We start from the raw sequence: 19701 nt of genomic DNA on the forward strand, positions 1-19701 counted from the left end.
GCTCAGGGCCGGGGGAGCACGAGCTTGGGCAGGGCCTCAAGATTCAGTGTTTCGGCGTGGAGAACGCCGTTGGCCTGAAGGAGGTAGGCGAGGAGGTCCAGGGTCTGCTCCTGGCTTAGGCTCCCAGCGCGACCCAGCGGCATCCGGGTGAGGATGTAGCGCCGCAGCTCCTCGGCACCCCTGCCGCCCCAGCGACCCAGGAAGTGTGGCCCGGATAAGGGTGGGCCGTAGCGGCCCTCGAGCCGCGCCCCGTGACAGGCCGCACACTGCTGCAAAACCAGGGCCATCCCCCGTTGGGCTTGGGTGGAGATGGATGGGGCCGGGGGCTGGGCGAAGACCAGGGTTGTGATGAGCACCAGGAGCAGAGTAGAGGGGCGATTCATCGCATTCTCCTTACGGCGAGTTTGGTGTTAGGGGCAATCCCATGCCTGCAATCAGACCTTTGACCTCGGCGGTCTGCTTGCGGGGCCCGGATGCGTTTCATATAGCTGCAGCTTGGGGGCGAACCTCGAGGTTCGCCCCTTGAAGAGGACCGTAAAGACTTACCCCGTCCAGCCCCCAACCCTTGTTCAAGGCCGCTTCCTGGAACGCGATCACAGCTCACTCGCCCGCCTCGAAGCCGCTATAGACGAAGCTGTAGGCGTTGGCCTTGGCGTCAAAGGTGGCGGTGAAGACGGTAGGGTAGAGGGTCTTGCGCCCGACTTTGGCGGGGCGGGGCACCTCGAAGCTGAAGTTCTGCTTTTTGAGCAGGAACTCCCTCGTGATCATGGGCTCGGTGAAGGTGTACTTGCCGCTGTAAAAGCCCGCGATCATCACCTTGTCGAAGAGACCGGGCTTGAGCTGCCCGGGGGCGCTGAACTCCGAGAGCGGCAGCCCATGGAAACCCATCATTGGCACGCAGAATTCGGCGGCCTTGGCCCCTGGAGGCACGGCGGGCGCATAGCCCTTGGGGGTCATCTCCATCGCGGGCGGGGTCAGGTCTTTGCAGTCCACCGCCATCGCCTGGGCCTGGGAAACCCCGAAAAAGTGGAAGTCGAAGTGGGGGGCCAGGTAGCGCTCGGGCGGGTGGCCGAACTGCTCCCAGTAAAGGTCCAGGTGGTCTAAGAAGGTGGTCTTTTTGACCACATCCGGAAACTCCAGGCTCAGCGTGGGCATCATCATCATCGGCTCGCCGCTGGGGGGCGGGGTGTTCGGGGTGGGCAGGGGAGCTTTCTCGATGGCCGCAAGGGGGATCGTGACCCCGGCCTCCTGCACCCCGCCTTTGCCGTTGAGCTTAGCCCAGCTCGAGACCTTGGCCCCGAAGAGCATTCCTTCTGACCCCATCACCGTTTTGCCTTGCGGCTGTGCCATCACCGCCAGCGTGCCCAGCCCCAGGATTCCCAAGCCAACCACCACTCTATACGCTTTGTTCATGGTCTCTCCTTGCACCCCTGAGGGTTGCGAACACAGGGTAAAAACCTCCATGTGACCAGCCTGTGACTGCTCCGGCTAAGTCCATCGCCACCGCATTTCGGCGAACAGGGCTGGTGCGGTGAGCTTGACCGAAAGGGGACAAAGGTGCGAATGCTTCTGCATCGAGCGGGTTGGGCGGGGTTTCCAGGGCCCTACCCCAAGAGTCACGAATGAGTCACAGTGCAACCCCTATCCTCGGGCCTGTCCTGAGGGACACTGGAGGAGAACCCTATGCTGGCAACCCTGTACCTCGCACTCAAGCTGATCCACGTTTTTGCTGCCCTGGCCCTCTTTGCCGCGGAAGGGGTGGGGACTGTGGCCCTGCTCCAAGCCCGAAGAGCCAAGGACTTCGTTGGACTCGGCGCAGCCTTGGCCTTGCTCAAAGCCATCGGGCCACTGGGCAAGCTCGCCCCACCGCTGCTGCTCCTCACCGGCTTAGCCCTAATGGTAACGACCTGGGGCTTCCGGATCGCCTGGGCCGACCTGGCGCTTGGAATCTTCCTGCTGGTGTTCGTGGGGAGCAAGCGTCTCGACCCCCCCTGGCAGGCCGCGCTGGGCCGGGAGATGCGGGCGGGGCAAGGCCCCCTGACCCCGGCAGTGCGGGCTCTGCTCGAGGACCGCGGCTACTCGGCCTGGCTGGCTCTGCGCTCGGGGCTAGCGCTGGGACTGGTCTTTCTGATGACGGTGAAGCCTGGGCTGCTTGTAGGAGTGGCGGGCGTGGCTGCCCTGGCCGCCCTGCGGGTGTACCTCGAACTCCGTCCCAAGCCCCGGCAGCCCCTGGCCCCCAAGACCGCTGCCTGAGGGTAGGGCTCGAGACCGGCGGCTGGGCCGGCGGTTTGTCTTGGCCTCGCGGTGATCACAGTTTGGTCCCACCGCCGCGCCTAGATTGGGCGCGGCGTTCGGGGGGCCCCGACCCCAAGGAGAACCCCACGAACCTCAAACCCACATTTTGGATTGCAGTCCTGGGCTTGCTGGCAGCCTGCTCGTCGCCGTCTAAGCCCAATCCTCAGCCCGACCCCAAATCCTCTTTCGATCTACAACCCGCGACCGACAAACTGCCGATCTTGCAGGGTGGCGAAGCCGGATTGAGTGTGCAGCGGCTTAACGGCTTCAGCGGCGCGATAATCCCCCCGGTCGGTGGGGCCAAGGACGACCAGGCCCGGGCGCTGGCCCTGCAACCCGACGAGCGCGTCCCCACCGTGCGCATCCTGATGGGTGGGGCGGTCAACAGCAGCAACCACGACTTTGCCCTGACCTGCTACTGGTCCTGAGATTGCCTGGCCCGCAGACCTCCCGCTTTTAGCGGGAGGTTTTTGGCTTCTGCTGCGACTTTGACCTTGTCACAGGCCGGTCACGCCTCCCGGTCTATCCTAGGCGAACCAAGGGAGGAACCTTATGAACCTCGAACTCCAGCGTAACCTTGCCCAACTGCACCGCCTCGAGATGCTCGCCCAAGCCGCAGCGCACCGCCGGGACCGACCACAAGCCCCGCCGCGCTCGTCCGGCGCCTGGCTCGAGGCCACCCTGACCCGGCTGACACAGATCCTCGGAGCTTGGGCGCCGAGCCCCCACCGAGGGGATAGCCTTGGCTAACCAGCGACAGGGCCACCCGCTCGGCCTTAGCCCTGGGACTCCGGGCCGAAGAGCGACCGGAGTCCTTTAGGGTTGACCCACCCGAGCTTTACGGTTTCCACAAGGAGACTGCCATATCCATGGCCGGAGTTTCATATTTCCATGGCGGGATTCGCAAATGGGCTTGCTCGAGCCACGTTTCCCACCATTACGACGCACGGTGTGCTGTAACGTGTCCCGACCCAGGCCAGATCAGGCGCTGCGGTAGAGGCTATCGAGTGTGCCCAGGTGGTTAGATCGGAGGGCTTTTCTGAACCTCAAAGTCGTATCCCTGACCGAGCGCCCCGACCTCGAGGCGGCAATGTGGGCCGACGAACTCGTATCGGCCTGGCCGGAGTTTATGCTTCACGACCCCACTGCCAACCTGTACTTTTCGCCGAGTCGGCTCGAGCGCTTCCACGACTATATCCTGCTGGCTTTTGATCAAGGCCAGCCGGATACCGTACTGGCCCGGGGGTGCAGTGTGCCCTTCGGTTTCGGCCCGGAGTTCCGCCGCCTCGAGTTGCCCAACGGCGGCTGGGACACGGTGGTGCGCTGGGCCGACGGGGATGCCCTGCTGGGGCGAATCCCCAACGCGGTTTCGGCCTTGGAGATCGTGGTGCACCCCAAGGTGAGTGGTCAGGGAATCTCAGCTCAGATGCTGTCGGCGATGCGGGCCAACGCCGCACGGTTGGGATTCAAGGATTTGTTCGCACCGGTGCGCCCCAGCCAAAAGCACACCGAGCCGCGCACGCCGATGGGTGAGTATGCTCGGCGTACTCGAGCCGACGGGCTGCCCGCTGACCCCTGGTTGCGGGTTCATGCCCGCGCAGGGGGCACCGTGGTGAAGGTGGCGCCCTACTCGATGACGATCGCCGGAACCCTGGACGACTGGCGCGGGTGGACCGGGTTGCCCTTCGACACCGACGGGGAAACCCTGGTGCCCGGGGCCTTGGTTCCGGTGCATGTTTCCTTGGCTCAGGACCACGCGGTCTATGTCGAGCCCAACGTGTGGATGCACCACCGCCTGGCCTGATTCGCCGACCAGCTTCGTATCCGCCGAGAAGCCTTCGCTATGCGAGGCCCAGCCTCAGGTGTGCATCCAGCACTCGGCTACCCGGCCCTCCTCGAGCCGCAGCACGTAAACCACCCGACTTTTGCCGGGCTCGGTGTGGTCGTTGGCGAGCACTGCGGCGTAGTCGGGGCCGGTCAACACCCTTTGGATCTCGGCCTCGAGGGCGCTTTTGCCCTGATGAGCCATCTCCCTCCAAAACCTCAGCACCCCTTCCCAACCCCGGTAGCTGCCCGCGCAGGGCAGGTGGTCCGGCACGTGCAGCACGAAAGCTGGGGAGAGGAGGATTTGTAAGGTGGCGAGGTCATGCCCGGCAAAGGCGCCGAACAACTCGCGCACCAGGGTTTCCTGGGGGGGGAGGTTCATGAGCCTAACTCCCTCAGGGACTGCCCACCGGGTGTGCTCAGCAGCCAGGGGTGGGCCTCGAGCGGGCTCCGCTGGCGTTGGCCCAGCCAGCGATACAGGGCAGCGATAAGGCGGCGCATGAGGTTCTCCTGTCAGGGCAGGATTGTGATTCCGTAGCGCTCGGCGGTGGCCACGAGCACCTCGAGGTCTACAGTGGGCTTCGGGGTTCCGCTGCGTAGTCCCAGTTCGGCCAGGAACTTGTCGTGCAGGTCAGCGGCCCGCCCCAACTCGGCGAAGAACTTCTCGTGTGGGAAGCCGGGCGAGAGCGTCGCCAGCACCCGGGCGGGTACAGCGGCGGTGTTCTGGAAAGCGTGCACAGCCTCGCGCGGGATGAACAGACTCTGCCCGGCCTCGAGCTGCATCAAAGTGTCTTCCAGGCGGACCGTCAGTTGCCCCTCGAGCACGTACAGGTGCTCGCTCTCGAGCGGATGCTGGTGCGGCACCATGCCTTCCCCGCTGGGAAGGGTCAGCTCGAACAGGGCGTAGTTGCCGGCGGTCTCGCGCTCGGTGGCGAGGTAGGTCACGGTGGTGCCCAAGACATTGAGCGAGGTGCCTAGAGCCGGGGATGCTGGGATGGGGTTCATGGAGTTCTCCTTTGTACACGGGTAGCTTAGGCTCGTCTCTGTGACCAGCCTGTGACAGCTCGGGAAAGGTGGATAGCTCCTCGCCGGTAACCGATCGTCTGGGACGCAGAAATAACGCCTCGAGATTCCTGCTTTAGCGCGGTAATGGCTTCGCGGACTCCTCGCCCAAATGATCCCCGGCCCTAAAACAAAAACCTCCCCGGTTGGGAAGGCTCGATTGGGTCGCGCGGACTTATTCTTGATAGTCGGGGGTTTGGAGGTAGATGAAGGCCCGCGTTAGGCCGTTGCCGCCGCGCCCGCCACAGGTGCTGCCGTCGGATTTGAACATCATCTTCTCCTTTGCACGGGCTCCCCTGGTGGCAACGACAGGCTTTGCCTGGTGGTAATGGCAGGCTTTGCCTGGTTGCGCCAGCACTGTAGGCGAGAGCCTGTGACTGAGCAACAGCTTTTGTAAGAGCGCTCCCAGACAGCAAAAAGCACAGACGGGCAAAAGTCCGTCTATGCGCGAAAAGGGTTTCGGGTTAGCTCGAGGGTTCTGTCGCGCCCATCGCGCCGCCGACCGAGGCATTGAGGAACTGCACCAGCTCGCTCGGGTGCTGGAAGTACCTGCGCTCACCAGTGCGGGTGTTCGTGGCCGAGGCCCGCCAAACGCTCCCGCCCTCGCCGGTGGGCTCGAGCCAAACCCGAATCACGAAGAGTTTGGGGGTGGTCATAACCTACCTCGAGCGCAAGCTCCTCAACGCGTGCTGCACCTGGTCCAAGAGCATTCCGGTGCCCTGCACCTCTTCCAAGGCAAAGTTGAGGCCGCTCTTGCTGGGGCGCACCAGGGCGATCTGTCCGTTCTCCACGTAGGCTCCCAGGTAGTCACCGGCGCTCACATCCTTGTCGCCGTCGAGGTCTTTCCAGCCGAACAGCAGGTAGTCGCCCGCCGCAAGGTCGCCGAAGCTGTATGGCCCGCTGGTTTGGCCCTTGACCTGGATAATTCTGCTCTTAATCTGGTCGCAGTCATTGCCTAAGTAGAAGCAGGCGATTACGTAGGCGCCCTCGAGCGTGGGCTTGGCCGCGCTCGTCCCCACTGCGAGGCTCAAGGACGCGGTTTTGGTTTTTCCGCCGCCGGCGGCCTCCAGAGTGAGCGCGTAGGAGCCGGGTTTCACGCTGGCAGCCACGTTTAGGGTCAGGGTGGCGCTGTTGCCACTGGGATTCAGGCTGCCCGTGACCCCGTTTGGAGCCCCTTTGAGGCTCAGGGAAAGCGAGTCGGAGAAGCCGCCGCTGCGCGTGACGGTGAGCGTGGTGTTGGCGCTACTGCCGGGCGGGATTACCAGACTGTTGGGCGAGAGGCTCAGGGTGAAGTCGGGGTTGGGGTTTGTTCCACCTCCGCCATCCAGGGCTTGCAGCGCGGCGAAGGCGTCAATCAGACCTGCCCCACAGTCGGAGCCAGGATGGGAATCCGGACCTTGCCCGGTGCAAGCCGTGCCATCCAGCGGGTGGGCGGTGCGGCGCAGGATGTCCAAAGCCTCGGCCCCAGTCAGGGCGGGCTTTTTGCTCTTCATCAGCGCGATCACGCCCGCCACATGCGGTGCGGCCATCGAGGTGCCGTTATAGAACACGTAGTCATAGTCGTTTTTGGCATCGTTGCGGTGCTCGGAGAGCACCCCGTCGGCGAAGTTGTCGTTGTTGAGGTCGGCCTGCACGTCCCCGCCAGGAGCCATCAGGTCAATGCGCGGGCCGAAGTTGGAGTAGCGGGCTCTCGCGTTCTGGAACTCGGTGGCCCCCACTGTGATCACCCCGGAGCAGCTTGCCGGGCGGAAATTGGCGGCATCCTCGTTGGAGTTGCCCGCCGCCACTACCACGATGATCCCTTTAGCGAGGAGCTGGTTGATCACGTCCTGGTAGGCCGGGGAGTCGGCGCAGCGGCCTTTCCCGCCTAGGCTCATGTTGAGAATCTGCGCGGGGTTGGGGTTGGCCGGAATGCCCGCCACGCTGACCCCTGCTGCCCACAGCATCCCGTCAGCGATGTCGGCCAGTGTGCCGCCGCCCACGCCCAGGACGCGCACCGGGACAATTTTGGCCCCCCAGCTAATTCCGGCAGTGCCGGTGCCATTGTTGGTCGCCGCTGCAATTGTCCCCGCCACATGCGAGCCGTGGTAGCTGCTGTCGCCGCCGGGCTCGTCGCCGGGGTCGTCGGCGTTGGCGTCGCGTCCGTCGCCGTCATTCGATTGGCGTGGGTCGGTGATGAAGTCGTAGCCGGGAAGGAGCTTGCCCGCGAAATCGGGATGCTGCACCAGGACGCCGGTGTCCACCACCGCCACCGTGACCGGGCTGGAAGTGCCGTCTTCGATGTCCCAGGCTTGCGGCAGGTTGATGGCGGGATAGTGCCACTGGTACGGGTAAAACTCGTCGTTGGGGGTTTTGAGCGCCCTCTGGATGAAGTTGGGCTGTGCCCACAGTACGTCGCCCCTGGCCCGCAGCCCCTGAACGAGCCGCAGCGTGCCCGCCGTGTCGGTGCTGGCGCGGTAAAGGCCGGTGGACTCCAGCCCCAGCGCCCGCACCCGCTGCAGACTCACTCCGCCCACACTCAAACTGCTCACCGACTGCACCGAGAGGCTCGGTTTGAACCGCACGATCACCTCGCCGGGGACGAACTCTTCCTGATCCGAGGTGAGGAGTCGCCCACTCGAGGCTATCTGAGCGCTGCTGGCCTTATTCCCCAGCCGCACCGTGCCGGAAAGGGTGTTGCTCGCCGGGGGCGGGTTCGTGCCGCCATTGCCCCCACCGCAGGCTGCGAGCAGGGCCATCAGCGTTGTGAATCCTAGAATTTTTAGTCGCATAGATTTCCTCCAAAGGGGCCTTAGGCCGATTCATCCTGACGCCCTTTCTCGTTAGCGCTTGAACGACGGCCGCAGGCTCTGGCTGCTTCCAGCGCTTAGGGTGAAGTCCACGCCGCCCTTGGGCGGGCTGACCTGGGTGGGGTTGCTGGGGCCGCCGTAGACCCCACCGTAGTCGGGCTGGCCGTCGTTGTCGGCGTCGAGCAGGCCCAGCACCACGTACTTCTGGCCGCTCTTGAGCCCGGGGATGCGGTAGCTGCCGTCCGAGCCTGCCTCGGCGGTCCCGCCCAGGTTGCAGGTGTCGCCCTCGAGGGTACAGGCGATCACCTGGGTGCCCTTGGCCGAGCCGCCCAGTAGCGAGACCCTGCCCTGGATGGCGTCGTCCGGGACGCCTCCACCGGCTCCGCCCCCGCCGCACGCTGTCATCGCCACCACCAGCGCACCTGCCAAAACCGCGAAAAGTTGCTTCATGATCTTCTCCTTGTCTGGTGTTCCTGCGTTCTGTGGGCCCCCCAGCCTCTGCCGGGAACGCGGCCAGTATGGGGAGGGCCGCGTGACTGGAGAGTGACTGACCAAGCGCACCGCGGGTATTTCCTCCTCTGGAGTGATAAACGCAGGATTCGGGGCGAGGCCGCCGAGCCATCCTGGCCCCCGCAACCATCTGCACGGCAGAGGATAAACCTGTCCAGGAGGGTGCCCGGTCCCCTGTCACGCTTCCGTCACGGCCCCCCGGCTAGCCTGTGCCCGGCTCGGTTGAGCCCAAGGAGAAGACCATGAACTTACCCCTCTCGACCTGCACCCTTGGTTTACTGGCGATGATCGGCGCCCCCGCCCTGCTGCTCGAGGGCCTGCGCCACGGCTTCGCCAAGACCCCCAACGAACAAACCGACGTGACCGGCGCCCTGCTCTACGCGGCCTTCGCCCTGGGCTGGCTGGCCGCCATGATCGGCCTGCGGCGGCTACAGGCCAGCGGGCGCGGTTCGCTGGGAAGGTTCCTCGCTACCGCCCCGCTGGTGACGCTGCCCCTGGCCCTCGGTCAGTCGTTGATGGACATCTTGAAGGTACCCACCTCGAGCCCGTTCTACATCGTTACCGACCTGGCCTGGCCGCTGAGCATGGTCCTGACCTTCGCGGTGAGCGTGGCGGTACTGCTGAGCGGGGGGCTCTCGGGTTGGCATCGGCTGGTGCCCCTGCTGTGCGGTCTCTCGCTGCCGGCGACTCTGCTCCTCACTGCCCTCACCGGCCAGGAACTGCCGGGGTGGGTCTTTGGTGCCCACACTGCGCTGGGCTGGCTCTTGCTAGGGTACGTGGTGTTCGCCGAGGGTCGCCCAGCCTGGAGCCCCCGCGCGGCCCTGGGAACCCACTAGGGGAGACCCATGGCCCCAGCAACGGGTCCGCTCGGCTCGACCTGGACCCGATTTCGCCTCCTCAGGCCGCCCTCGCCGGGCGGCCCTTTTCAGGTCAGCAGTGAGGAGAGCTCGAGGGAGCGGTGGACCAGCCATGAGGAAGCCAATCCCTGGCTCCCCAAGTGGCTTCTAGCTTGGGTGGCGCAGGGTTTTTGTGGCGCTCTGGCTCACTCCAGTACGTCACGGACCGTGAGGCCTGGAAGCTGCTGCGGTTTGGGGCGTGATCACCCCCAATTTCTACCCGGTGTGGGCTCGTATGTTGCCCTGGCCATTCAGCAAGCCGACGTGCGGGCTATGGTGCTGGCCGGGCCCGCTACCTGATCAAACATTAAAAGCGGGTGCGCCGCACTGCATGCTTATATGGTGGGTCCAGAGGGTATCAGAACGGCTCGAGGGCAGACAACTATCTGGCCCAGATCATTCCCTGGGCAAACGGATACTCTGAATTCAGAACCTGATCTGCATTTATCCCTGGCCATCATCCAGATCCATGCCCATGATGCTGTACCCTGCATCCACATAGATGGTTTGGCCGGTGGTGCCGCTGGATAAGGGGGAGAGCAGATAGAGCCCTAAATTGCCCACTTCCTCATGGGTAATCATTCGCTTTAGAGGGGCGATGGTGCTATATTTGGCCGTCATCTTGCGGAATCCGGGAATGCTCATGGCGGCCACGGTGCGGGCCGCCCCGGCACTGATGGCGTTGACCCGTATCCCCTTGGCCCCTAGCTCGTAGGCCAGGTAACGCACGCTGGCCTCGAGTGCAGCTTTGGCAATGGCCATCACGTTGTACTTGGGCACCACCTTTTCAGCGGCGTAATAGGTCAGGGTGACCAAACTTCCCCCCTCGTGCAGCAGCGGTTCAGCCTCGCGGGCTACCGCCACCAGCGAATAGGCCGAGACCTGAAGGGCGGTGTTCCAGTCCTGGGCGGTGGTCTCGATAAAGCGACCCTCCATGGCGGGGCGGGGGGCAAACCCAATCGAATGGACCACGTAGTCCAGCCGCCCCCATGCGCGGCTTAGATCTTCGAACATGGCCTTGAGGGCGGCCTCGTCGGTTACGTCCACGGTATAGAGCCGCCGATGGGGGTGGTCCGCGGTGAGCTTCTCGAGTTTCTCGCGCAACCGCTCCCCCTGATAGCTCAGGGCCACCTCGGCTCCCGCCGCCACCAACTTTTGCGCGATGGCCCAGCCCAGGCTGTATTCGTTGGTTACCCCCATCACCAGGGCTTTTTTGCCGGAAAGGTCAATGGAAATCATGATGCGAACATCTTACCGCATCCGCTTTTGTGGCCATGCCCACAGCTTCTACCCGGTCAAGTGGAAGCGCTTTCCTAATGAAGTTCACCTTGTCGAGATGCACCATAAGGCTCCATCGGGACATTGTTCACCGATCCCGATGCTACCGTTTAACTACGGTGTTGTTGGGCTTTGGTCCCTATTTCCCCCACTCAGTTGAACCTCAGCGTCGAGCGTTAGTTTGTTGGACAAGGCTCAACATCTACGCGAGATCCGGTACCTGGCTCTGAAGGGCTGAAGGTTATAGGAGGTGTCAAATGCAGGTAACAATGATAGATATCCAGTGTGAGTGGGTGCCCGGAACGATGGATCAGGTAAAGGTGCGCCTGCCCCGGGGGGAACAGCGGGTTTCGCTCGAGCAGCTTCGCCAGGTGGCGGGGGTGGATGCGGTTAATGAGCTGTACCTGCGGGGGTTGATCAGCCTGCCGGTGTCTTCGCGTATAGAGGAAGCCTTCTCCAAGCTTTCCTCCGAGCCTTAGGCTTTAGCCTGGGGGCCGGCCCTATAACCAAGTAGAATGCCGCCATGACCCCAAAGGCGGAGTCGTTGGCCCGGTACGGTGGCCCTGAGGCCTGTGTGCGGTTGCTCGAGCAGTCACGACGGGAGGTGTTGGGCTTGCTGCAGGCCCTTCCGGAGGCCCAGCTTTTCGCCCGACCGGCTCCCGAAACCTGGAGCCCAGCAGAGGTGCTGGAACACATCGCAGCGGTTGAAGAAGGGGCCGGCAAGGTGATTCGCCGCCTGATCAAGGGGATGCGGGGCGACGTCGAGCTGCCCCCCCCATTGCCTTCAATGCGCGTGCGAGAGGATGGGCGTCTGCTGGCTCCGCCGCCGACCGAACCCAAAGGAGGGCTCTCGCGGGCGGAGCTGCGTGCGCGGCTCGAGGCGGTGCGCTCGAGGCTACTGGAAGAAGTTGGGGAAAACCAGGCGGTATTGTCGCAGACCCCGGTCTACCGGCATCCATTCTGGGGAGACCTCACCGCGCTGGGTTGGCTGCAAACCCTGGTCTATCACGAGCGCCACCACCTCAATCAGATTCAGGAGCGGCTTGGAGGGGGTTCTTAGCGGAGCTCCGGCGGTCTGTGTGGGACATGGAGCATTTGTCCCTTAGCGGAGTGCTAAGCTTAAGCCCAAGGAGGCAGATATGACCCCTAACATGGGTAGCACGGACCGGATGGTTCGCTGGATCCTGGCGGTGGTGTTTTTCCTGATCGCGCTGTTTGTGGCGGTGGGAGGCTGGAAGTGGATTTTCGCTCTGCTGGGTGTGATCATGGTGGTCACCGCAGCGCTCAACTTCTGCCCGATCTGGGCCGCGCTCAAGATCAACACTCGAGGGAAAAGCTCGGCCTGATGCTTTCTTGACCCTTCCCCACCTACAGATTTCTTATAGCCCCGGCCCCAGCCGGGGCTATGGATTGTTGCCGAGGGGTTTTCATGATAAAGTATTTCAAGTGGAAGACTTATTACTGAAAACAGCCTCTGCGCTTTTGCGCCTATCCCGCAGCGTTCGAGCGGTGTTGGATAGGCCCTTGGAGCAGGCCTTGCACCTGGACTTCACCGAGCTAACCGCACTGCGGCTGATTGAAGAGGGGGTGCACAGCCCGAGCGAGCTGGCTCGAGAGATGCAGGTTCCCCCGCCTACGGTTAGCCGCATTCTCAACCGCCTGGTGGAACTGGGCTTGGTAGAACGCAGGATGGACCAGAACAACCTACGGCGCTTCCAGCTTTATCTGACCGAGCAAGGCCTTCAGGCTCGGCTGAAGACCCGTCAGATCGTGGCCCAGGTGCTGCAGGAGCACTATGGCCATATCCCGGAAACCGTGCTGTCTGAGGCCCTATCGGGTTTGGCGGCCCTCGAGCCTTACCTCAAGGAGGCCCGCTATGCCTGAGGTTCGTAAGGGGCGAGTGACCTCTAAACCCGATGCCTCCGGGCTCGGCGCACAGGAAAAGCTGTTGGCCTTTATGGGGGTGCTGGTGGTGCTCTTTCTGTCCTCCCTCAACCTCACGGTGGTGGGCACGGCCATGCCAAGGGTCATCGCCGAGCTGGGGGGGCTGCAATACTACGCCTGGGCTTTCGTGGGCTACTCGCTCACCAGCACTTTGGCCGTGCTGGTGGCCGGTAAGCTCTCTGACCTCTATGGGCGCAAGCCCTTGATGCTGCTGGGGATTGTGTTGTTTGCCCTGGGTTCGGCCCTCACAGGTTTGTCTGGAGACATGCTCGAGCTGATTCTCTTCCGTGGGGTGCAGGGGCTGGGCGGTGGGATGCTGATGAGCATGGCTTTCACCACCATCGGGGATATTTTTACCCCGTTGGAGCGGGGGCGTTATCAGGGCTATACCGGTGCGGTATGGGGGATTAGCAGCGTGGTTGGCCCCATCGTGGGGGGCTTTCTGACCGATCATGTCGGCTGGCGCTGGGTGTTCTTTGTCAATCTGCCCTTTGCGGTTGCCGCATTTTGGGGGATCGCCCGTTATCTACCGGCCAGACGCACCCCGGCTGAGGGCCGGGTAGATTATCTGGGTATTGTCCTGCTCGCTGCCGCCTTGGTCCCGTTGTTGCTGGGCCTAACCTGGGCGGGCAATGCTCAGGCCTGGGAGTCCTGGCAAACCCTTGGCCTGCTGGGCGGGGCGATCATCTTCGGCCTGTTGTTCGTAGGGTGGGAGTGGAGGGCCAGAACCCCCCTTCTCGATCTGGGCCTGTTCCGTAACCCCACCTTTCTCATCGCTAATTTGGCCGGTTTTCTCAACACTGCGGGGATGTACGCAGCGATCCTTTATCTGCCGCTCTACATGCAGAGCGTAAAGGGGGAGACCGCCTCTGGATCGGGGCTGGTGTTGGCCCCCTTGATGCTGGGGCTAATTGTGACCAGCACGTGGGCGGGGAGGGCGGTTAGCCGCACCGGGCGATACAAGCCCTTTATCGTAGCGGGGGCGGTACTGATGGTGGGGGCTCAGCTTTTGACCAGCCGTCTTAGCCTGGACACCCCGCTGTGGTTGGCCTTCGCGTTTATGGTGCTTTTGGGCTTGGCCTTAGGGCCGATCAACTCGCTTCTGACGGTAGCTGTGCAAAATGCCACCCCTCGAGCCGCCCTGGGGATGGCCACCAGTGCCAACCAGTTTTTCCGGCAGATAGGTTCTACCGTAGCGGCCACGGTTTTTGGGGCCATCATGAGCAGCTACTTGGCGCACCACCTGCTTTCGAACCTGGGGGGCGCAGCCGCCAAGCTCTCGCCCTCCGCTTTGGCAGACCTGGTCAACCCCAAGGTGCTCGATAGCCCTGAAGCCTTGGCCCATACCCAGCAAACCCTGGCCCGGTTGGGAGGGATGGATCTGGCCAATGCAGTGGTGCACGGCTTGCGCCTGGCCCTAAGCGGGGCTTTGAGCGAGATTTTTTTCGTGGCTGCAGGCCTCAGCATGCTGGCCTTGGTGGTGGTGCTGCAGTTGCCGGCGCTCGAGCTGCAGGGCTCGAGGCCCGCTCCGGTGACCCGCCAGGCTTTTTCCGCAGCGGAGGATTAGGGGCCGGGTAAAATTGGGCGGTGCGAATTCTGCTCGACGAAAACATACCGACCCGCATCTACTGGTGGCTCACCACCCAGGGACATGAGGTCACCACCGCTCGGGAGGTGGGTTTGGCCGGGTGCTCGGACTACGTTTTATACCGCTACGTTGAGAGCCAAGACTGTGTGCTGATCACGCTGGATCTCGACTTCTCTGACCCGATGCGCTTTCCCATCACGTCCCCCCGGATTGTGCTGCGCCCAGGTGTAATTGACCCGGAGCTGATCGAGATGAGCCTTAGGGATGTGTTTAGACAGGGGTTTCCGCACCGGGGGGAGCTGTATGTGGTGCAGCCCGAGGGGATTGCCCGCTACACAGGTGAACCATGAAGTGGGTGGAGTGTCCGCGCGACTCCTGGCAGGGCTTTGCCGGCTTGATCCCAACCGAGGTTAAGGTGGCGTACCTGAAAAGGCTTTTAGAGGCTGGGTTTTCCCACCTGGATCTGACCAGCCTGGTCTCGCCGCACTGGGTCCCCCAGCATGCCGATGCCGAGCGGGTGTTAGCCCAACTGCCTGCCCCTGAAGGGCGGGAGTACTTGGTCATTGTGGCCAATGAGAAGGGCCTCGAGCGGGCCCTCGCAGCCCCTCAGGTGACCAGCGTGGGCTACCCCTTTTCCATCTCCGAGACCTTCCAGCGCAAAAACCTCAACAGGGGGATCGCGGAGTCCTGGGCGGTGGTGGCCCGCATGGCCGAGCAGGCGCAAGACCGGCTCCGCTTCGTGGTCTACCTTTCAATGGGGTTTGGCAACCCCTATGGGGACCCCTGGAGTCCGGATCTGCCGGTGGAATTCGTGGGTCGGCTGCGCGCGCTAGGCATTCGGGAGATTGCGCTGGCCGACACCTACGGCGTGGCCACCGCCCAGACTATAGGGGAGACCCTCAGCGCGGTGGCTCAGGTGTTTGGGCCGCTCTCCCTCGGGGCACACCTGCACAGCAGGCCGGAGGGCACCCTCGAGAAGGTGCAGGCTGTGCTGGACAGTGGGATCCGCTGGCTCGAGGGAGCCCTGGGGGGCATTGGCGGCTGTCCCTTTGCGGGGGACAGCCTGGTGGGCAACCTGGCCTCGGAGACGGTGATCCCCTACCTTGAGGAAAGGGGCCTGGGGGTGGGGGTTAGGCTCGAGGCCCTTCAGGAGCTTGCACAGGAAGCCGCTCGCCTAAGGGCCTGGTATGGTTAGGAAGCCTGCAGCTTAGCCCGCACCAGCTCCACAATTTGGTCAATGGTATCGGCTACCGGCACCCCCGCTTCAGCGAAGGCCGCCAGCTTGGACTCCGGCGTCCCCACATTGCCGCTGATGATGGCCCCGGCATGGCCCATCTTCTTGCCCTTGGGGGCGCTGCGCCCGCCGATAAACCCCACCACCGGCTTTTTCATGTGGGCCTTGACGTAAGCCGCGGCGTCCTCCTCGTCGGAGCCACCGATCTCGCCGCAGATCACCACCGCCTCGGTCTCGGGGTCGGCGTTGAAAAGCGGAAGCAGGTCCTTGAAGGTGCTGCCGATGATCGGATCACCGCCAATGCCGACACAGGTCGAGATCCCTAGCCCGGCGTCGGAGAGGGCCTTGGCGGTCTCGTAGGTCACGGTGCCCGACCGGGAGATCAGCCCCACCCTGCCGCGCTTGAACACGCTGGCCGGCATGATGCCGATCTTGCAAGCCGCAGGGGTGATCAGCCCTGGGCAGTTTCCACCGATCAAGCGCACCTTGTCCAGGGCTTTGATCTCGGCCACAGCCTTGACCATGTCCATGGTGGGGATGCCCTCGGTGATGAGCACCACCAAAGGTATTCCGGCGTGGGCGGCCTCGAGCGCCGCATCTGCGGCCCCGGCTGCGGGCACAAAGATGATCGAGGCATCTACCCCGTGCTGGGCCGCAGCTTCTTTTACGGTGTCGTATACCGGTATGCCTTGCACGGTCTGGCCGCCCTTACCAGGGGTGACCCCGGCCACCACCTTGGTTCCGGCCTTGAGCATTTGCTCGGTGTGGAAGAGGCCCTCGCGCCCTGTGATCCCTTGAACCAACACGCGGGTGTTTTGATCTACCAGAATGCTCATCGCCCACCCCCGTTGACCATCTCCACGATGGCTTTGGCTGCTTCGATCGAGCTGGGGTACATGTACACGGGTTTGCCCTCGAGCAGCTTCTTGGCCTCTTCCTCAGCGGTGCCTGCAACCCGCATGGCTACCGGCTTGGTCAGAATGCCGTCGTTCATGGCCTGAATTACACCCTTGGCCACCTCGTCGGCCCGGGTGATGCCCCCGAAGATGTTGATGAAAATGCCCTTCACATCGGGATCTTTGCAGACCACCTTAATGGCGTTGTAGACCACATCGGCTTTAGCCCCGCCCCCAATATCCAGGAAGTTGGCGGGTTTGCCGCCGCTGCGGTTGACCAGATCCAGGGTATACATCACCAAACCCGCGCCGTTGCCGATAATCCCCACCGAGCCCTCCAGCTTGACGTAGGCGAAACCGTAGTTGCTGGCCTCGACCTCGAGGGGATGCTCGGCCTCGGCTTCGCGCAGCCTCGAGAGGTCGGGGTGGCGGTAGAGGGCGTTGTCGTCGAGGACAATTTTGGCATCCGCAGCCACCACCTCCCCCTGAGCGGTGACCACCAGAGGGTTGATCTCGGCCGTAGAGGCATCCACCCCCACATAGGCCTGATAAAGCTGCACCAGCACCCCGGCCAGCTTGCCCAGGTTGCCCTCGAGACCGGCCTGCTTGACCAGCTCTCGAGCCTCAAAGGGCCGCAGCCCCGTAGCGGGGTTGATGGGGTATTTGAGGATGGCCTGAGGCCGCTCGGCAGCCACCTCTTCGATATCCACCCCCCCCTCTTTGGAGAGCATCAACACCACCCGCTGGGTTACACGATCCAGGATCAGCCCAGCATAGTACTCTTTGGCGATATCCACCGCCTTGCCAACCAACACCTTTTTGGTGACGAAGCCCCGGATGTTGAGCCCGAGAATCTGACTGGCTTTTTCCCGGGCCTCCTCGGGGGTTTTGGCCAGCTTGACCCCTCCGGCTTTGCCTCGCCCTCCGGTGTGAACCTGGGCTTTGATCACCACGGTATCCCCGTACTCACTGGCGATCGCCTTGGCCTCATCCGCGGTATAAGCCACCCTCCCTGGGGGCACCGGGATACCATAGCGGGCCAGCAACTCTTTGGCTTGATATTCATGCAGGTTCAAGAGAGCACCTCCGATACCGCCGGGTATTATACGTCGCTCAGTAGCGGCGAGTGAGGTACGCCTAACGCACGTTTACACGGTCACGGCTTCAGGTTTTCACCGGCCTATAGCGCTGGGGGGTTCTAGGGTTGGTCATGCGGGGGTTTGAAAACCACCTCGGTTTGCCAGCCTTCTCTAGGTTGGGTATGCAGCTTCCAGAACGCTTCTGCGATGAGGTCGGGGTCGAGGGCGGTGCCGCGCTGAACCTTTCCACAAATGGTCACCGTAGCGGCGTGAATGCCTTCGTGGGCCAGCTCCTGGGCCAGGGCTCCGACATAGGCCCGTAGGCTGGCTTTCCCTATGGAAAGGGCGGCCTCGGCGGCGCTGGGGCGCAGGGCCAGCCCACCGCCGGTGAAGAGCAAGCTTCCGGCTTTGCGCCTTAGCATCGAGGGCAGTACGGCCTGTGCGGCGTTTACAGCCCCATAGAGATTGACCCGTAGGGTGGCCTCGAGCTCCTCCACCTTGAGCTCCGAAGGCCGGGTCGGACAGCAGGCGTAAGCGTTGTAGATCAGCACCCCTACCGGCCCCAGCCGCTTTTCCGCTTCCCGCACGGCGGAGATGAGGGAGAAGGGGCGGCTGGCGTCCGCGGCCAGTGGAAGGGAAGTAATTCCGTCTAGCTCGAGGGCCCCGGTGTAGTTTTGCAGGCATTCCTCGCTGCGGGCCAGCAAGGCCAGACGGTATCCCATCTCCCCAAAGCGCCGGGCCACGCTGAGGCCAATGCCCCGGCCCATCCCTACAATGGCACAAACCTTCGCCTCCATACAGCTTCTGTCGGTATGCTAACATCGAGTGTTGCCGGGCCAATGGTCATTTGGGGCAGGGTGGGTTGTTCGGCATCGCAACCGAGGAGACGTATGCATCGTGTGGTCATTGTAGGTCGCCCCAACGTGGGTAAGTCCAGCTTATTCAACAAGCTGCTGGGCCAGAAGCACCCTGGCCCAGTGAGCCGCCCCGGTCAGGGGCGCTTTGCGGTGGTGGCCGACCAACCCGGAGTAACCCGCGACCTCAAAGAGGGCGAGGTGGAAAGCGACCGGGGCCGGTTCAAGCTGGTGGATACCGGGGGACTGTGGTCTGGGGACGTGTGGGAAAAGAAAATCAAGGCCAAGGTGGAGCGGGCCATTCAGGGTGCGGATCTGGTGCTGTTTGTGGTGGATGGCCGGGCCGATCTGGCCCCAGCCGATTTCGAGGTGGCCGATTTCCTGCGTCGCCAGGGCAAGCCGGTGCTTCTGGTGGCTACCAAGGTGGATGACCCCAAACACGAGCATTACCTGGGGGATCTCTATGCCTTAGGGTTTGGCCAGGCGGTGCCGACCAGCGCGGTCCACTCGAGGGGCTTCGATGACCTCGAGGAGGCCATCTGGCAGCGTTTGCCGGTGCGTCAGGGGGAGGCCGAGCCCGAGGTGGTGCCGATTCGCCTGGCCATCGTGGGTCGCCCCAATGCAGGGAAATCCAGCCTGCTCAACGCCATTTTGGGCGAGGAGCGGGTGATTGTTTCGGAGCTGCCGGGGACCACCCGCGACGCCATAGATGTGGAGTTTGACTACGGCGGGAACCGCTTCTTGTTGGTGGATACCGCCGGAATTCGCCGCCGTCCCGAGACTGGGGTTGAAGAGCTGGCCATCCGCCGCTCGCACGCGGTGATTGAAGAGTCGGATGTGGTGCTGGTGGTGGTAGATCCCCGGGAGTTGGGCGATTTCGAGATGAAACTGGCCAACGAGGCCTTGCAGGCCGGTAAACCGGTGATCCTGACGGTGACCAAGTGGGATCTGGTCTCCAAAACTGAAGCCCCCAAGGTACGGGCCGACCTAAAGCTCCAGCTCTCGCACCTAGAGCGCCTGCCCAAGCTGTATGTCTCGAGCCTGACCGGGCAGAACCTGCATAAGCTGCTCTCGGAGGCCGTGCGGCTGTACCACCTGGCCAGGGTGCGCTTCGAGACCGCCGAACTCAACCGCTGGCTCTCGCTCTGGACTACCCAGACCATGCTTCCCAACTTCAAGGGCAAGCCCCTCAAGCTGTTCTTCCTCACCCAGCCCGAGGTGGCCCCCCCGACCTTTGTGTTTTTCTGCAACTACCCGGAGTTTGTGACCCGGCCTTTTGAGGGGTTTTTGCGCAACCGCATCGGTGAGGACCTGGGCCTCTCGGAAATTCCCTTTCGGATGGTTTTCCGGGGGCGGCGTGGGGGGGAGAAGGAAGCCTAGTTTGCGGGGGCATCATCTGCTATACTTTGCTGTTGCGTGACCCTGAGGTCGGCGCTTTTTTGTGCTGATGGG

At 63.2% G+C, this 19701-nt stretch carries 25 protein-coding genes; 13 read left to right on the forward strand and 12 right to left on the reverse strand.

Annotated elements, in window-relative coordinates:
- Positions 1-2: 2 nt before the first annotated feature.
- Entirely contained in the window at positions 3-383 is a 381-nt protein-coding gene (locus tag Mgrana_RS01430; protein ID WP_119355826.1) for a c-type cytochrome, read from the reverse strand.
- Between the two features lie 217 nt (positions 384-600).
- The gene (locus Mgrana_RS01435; protein WP_119355911.1) at positions 601-1413 is read right to left on the reverse strand and encodes a DUF5602 domain-containing protein; all 813 of its coding nucleotides are present in this window, start codon (positions 1411-1413) and stop codon (positions 601-603) included.
- Positions 1414-1683: 270 nt separating this feature from the next.
- On the opposite strand from Mgrana_RS01435, the gene Mgrana_RS01440 reads away from it, so the two are divergent.
- The 4 genes from Mgrana_RS01440 (at position 1684) to Mgrana_RS01455 (ending at position 4099) form a co-directional block, all read left to right on the forward strand.
- Entirely contained in the window at positions 1684-2253 is a 570-nt protein-coding gene (locus Mgrana_RS01440; RefSeq protein WP_119355827.1) for a hypothetical protein, read from the forward strand.
- A 263-nt stretch (positions 2254-2516) separates the two neighbouring features.
- On the forward strand, positions 2517-2723 hold the full coding sequence (locus tag Mgrana_RS01445) for a hypothetical protein (RefSeq protein ID WP_147021088.1): 207 nt from the start codon (positions 2517-2519) through the stop codon (positions 2721-2723).
- Positions 2724-2847: 124 nt separating this feature from the next.
- Positions 2848-3045, forward strand: coding sequence for a hypothetical protein (locus Mgrana_RS01450; RefSeq protein ID WP_119355829.1), 198 nt, complete (start codon positions 2848-2850; stop codon positions 3043-3045).
- A gap of 259 nt (positions 3046-3304) precedes the next feature.
- On the forward strand, positions 3305-4099 hold the full coding sequence (locus Mgrana_RS01455; protein WP_206075033.1) for a hypothetical protein: 795 nt from the start codon (positions 3305-3307) through the stop codon (positions 4097-4099).
- A gap of 54 nt (positions 4100-4153) precedes the next feature.
- Here the strand turns inward: Mgrana_RS01455 and Mgrana_RS01460 are convergent, their stop codons facing one another.
- The 6 genes from Mgrana_RS01460 to Mgrana_RS01480 all read right to left on the reverse strand — a co-directional run bounded on the left by Mgrana_RS01460 (position 4154) and on the right by Mgrana_RS01480 (position 8420).
- On the reverse strand, positions 4154-4501 hold the full coding sequence (locus Mgrana_RS01460; protein WP_119355830.1) for a nuclear transport factor 2 family protein: 348 nt from the start codon (positions 4499-4501) through the stop codon (positions 4154-4156).
- A complete protein-coding gene (locus Mgrana_RS17195; RefSeq protein ID WP_276309136.1) occupies positions 4498-4620 on the reverse strand; it encodes a hypothetical protein in 123 nt (40 codons plus the stop codon). Before Mgrana_RS17195 ends, Mgrana_RS01460 begins: the two co-directional genes overlap by 4 nt.
- Positions 4621-4632: 12 nt before the next feature.
- Entirely contained in the window at positions 4633-5124 is a 492-nt protein-coding gene (locus Mgrana_RS01465; protein ID WP_119355831.1) for a cupin domain-containing protein, read from the reverse strand.
- Between the two features lie 521 nt (positions 5125-5645).
- Positions 5646-5837 (reverse strand): hypothetical protein, encoded by a 192-nt coding sequence (locus tag Mgrana_RS01470; RefSeq protein ID WP_119355832.1) that lies wholly within the window; start codon positions 5835-5837, stop codon positions 5646-5648.
- Positions 5838-5840: 3 nt separating this feature from the next.
- The gene (locus tag Mgrana_RS01475) at positions 5841-7952 is read right to left on the reverse strand and encodes a S8 family peptidase (protein WP_119355833.1); all 2112 of its coding nucleotides are present in this window, start codon (positions 7950-7952) and stop codon (positions 5841-5843) included.
- A 51-nt stretch (positions 7953-8003) separates the two neighbouring features.
- Positions 8004-8420, reverse strand: a complete 417-nt coding sequence (locus tag Mgrana_RS01480; RefSeq protein WP_119355834.1) for a hypothetical protein — start codon at positions 8418-8420, stop codon at positions 8004-8006.
- A 302-nt stretch (positions 8421-8722) separates the two neighbouring features.
- Here Mgrana_RS01480 and Mgrana_RS01485 point away from each other — a divergent pair, with 302 nt between their 5' ends.
- On the forward strand, positions 8723-9316 hold the full coding sequence (locus Mgrana_RS01485; protein ID WP_119355835.1) for a hypothetical protein: 594 nt from the start codon (positions 8723-8725) through the stop codon (positions 9314-9316).
- Between the two features lie 504 nt (positions 9317-9820).
- On the opposite strand, the gene Mgrana_RS01490 is transcribed toward Mgrana_RS01485, so the two are convergent.
- Positions 9821-10615 (reverse strand): enoyl-ACP reductase FabI, encoded by a 795-nt coding sequence (locus Mgrana_RS01490; RefSeq protein WP_119355836.1) that lies wholly within the window; start codon positions 10613-10615, stop codon positions 9821-9823.
- A gap of 296 nt (positions 10616-10911) precedes the next feature.
- On the opposite strand from Mgrana_RS01490, the gene Mgrana_RS01495 reads away from it, so the two are divergent.
- The 7 genes from Mgrana_RS01495 to Mgrana_RS01525 all read left to right on the forward strand — a co-directional run bounded on the left by Mgrana_RS01495 (position 10912) and on the right by Mgrana_RS01525 (position 15381).
- Complete coding sequence (locus Mgrana_RS01495; RefSeq protein ID WP_119355837.1) at positions 10912-11133, forward strand: hypothetical protein; 222 nt, start codon at positions 10912-10914, stop codon at positions 11131-11133.
- 44 nt (positions 11134-11177) lie between these two features.
- Complete coding sequence (locus Mgrana_RS01500; RefSeq protein WP_119355838.1) at positions 11178-11714, forward strand: DinB family protein; 537 nt, start codon at positions 11178-11180, stop codon at positions 11712-11714.
- A gap of 79 nt (positions 11715-11793) precedes the next feature.
- Positions 11794-12000, forward strand: a complete 207-nt coding sequence (locus Mgrana_RS01505) for a YgaP family membrane protein (RefSeq protein WP_119355839.1) — start codon at positions 11794-11796, stop codon at positions 11998-12000.
- 100 nt (positions 12001-12100) lie between these two features.
- Positions 12101-12538, forward strand: a complete 438-nt coding sequence (locus tag Mgrana_RS01510; protein WP_170146371.1) for a MarR family winged helix-turn-helix transcriptional regulator — start codon at positions 12101-12103, stop codon at positions 12536-12538.
- Complete coding sequence (locus Mgrana_RS01515) at positions 12531-14165, forward strand: MDR family MFS transporter (RefSeq protein ID WP_119355841.1); 1635 nt, start codon at positions 12531-12533, stop codon at positions 14163-14165. Before Mgrana_RS01510 ends, Mgrana_RS01515 begins: the two co-directional genes overlap by 8 nt.
- A 20-nt stretch (positions 14166-14185) precedes the next feature.
- Positions 14186-14536, forward strand: coding sequence for a DUF5615 family PIN-like protein (locus Mgrana_RS01520; protein ID WP_119355842.1), 351 nt, complete (start codon positions 14186-14188; stop codon positions 14534-14536).
- Entirely contained in the window at positions 14533-15381 is an 849-nt protein-coding gene (locus tag Mgrana_RS01525; RefSeq protein WP_119355843.1) for a hydroxymethylglutaryl-CoA lyase, read from the forward strand. The genes Mgrana_RS01520 and Mgrana_RS01525 overlap by 4 nt, the downstream gene beginning before the upstream one ends.
- On the opposite strand, the gene sucD is transcribed toward Mgrana_RS01525, so the two are convergent.
- The 3 genes from sucD to Mgrana_RS01540 all read right to left on the reverse strand — a co-directional run bounded on the left by sucD (position 15378) and on the right by Mgrana_RS01540 (position 18192).
- Positions 15378-16256: a succinate--CoA ligase subunit alpha gene (sucD, locus tag Mgrana_RS01530; RefSeq protein WP_119355844.1), complete on the reverse strand. Its 879-nt coding sequence runs from the start codon at positions 16254-16256 to the stop codon at positions 15378-15380. The two genes, Mgrana_RS01525 and sucD, sit on opposite strands and share 4 nt — an antisense overlap.
- On the reverse strand, positions 16253-17392 hold the full coding sequence (gene sucC / locus Mgrana_RS01535; RefSeq protein WP_119355845.1) for an ADP-forming succinate--CoA ligase subunit beta: 1140 nt from the start codon (positions 17390-17392) through the stop codon (positions 16253-16255). The genes sucD and sucC overlap by 4 nt, the downstream gene beginning before the upstream one ends.
- A 122-nt stretch (positions 17393-17514) precedes the next feature.
- The gene (locus Mgrana_RS01540) at positions 17515-18192 is read right to left on the reverse strand and encodes an SDR family NAD(P)-dependent oxidoreductase (RefSeq protein ID WP_119355846.1); all 678 of its coding nucleotides are present in this window, start codon (positions 18190-18192) and stop codon (positions 17515-17517) included.
- Between the two features lie 93 nt (positions 18193-18285).
- Between Mgrana_RS01540 and der the strand changes: the two genes are divergently transcribed.
- Positions 18286-19629, forward strand: coding sequence for a ribosome biogenesis GTPase Der (gene der, locus Mgrana_RS01545; RefSeq protein WP_119355847.1), 1344 nt, complete (start codon positions 18286-18288; stop codon positions 19627-19629).
- Positions 19630-19701 lie beyond the last annotated feature (72 nt).

Source organism: Meiothermus granaticius NBRC 107808, from assembly GCF_003574355.1.
GTDB lineage: Bacteria > Deinococcota > Deinococci > Deinococcales > Thermaceae > Meiothermus > Meiothermus granaticius.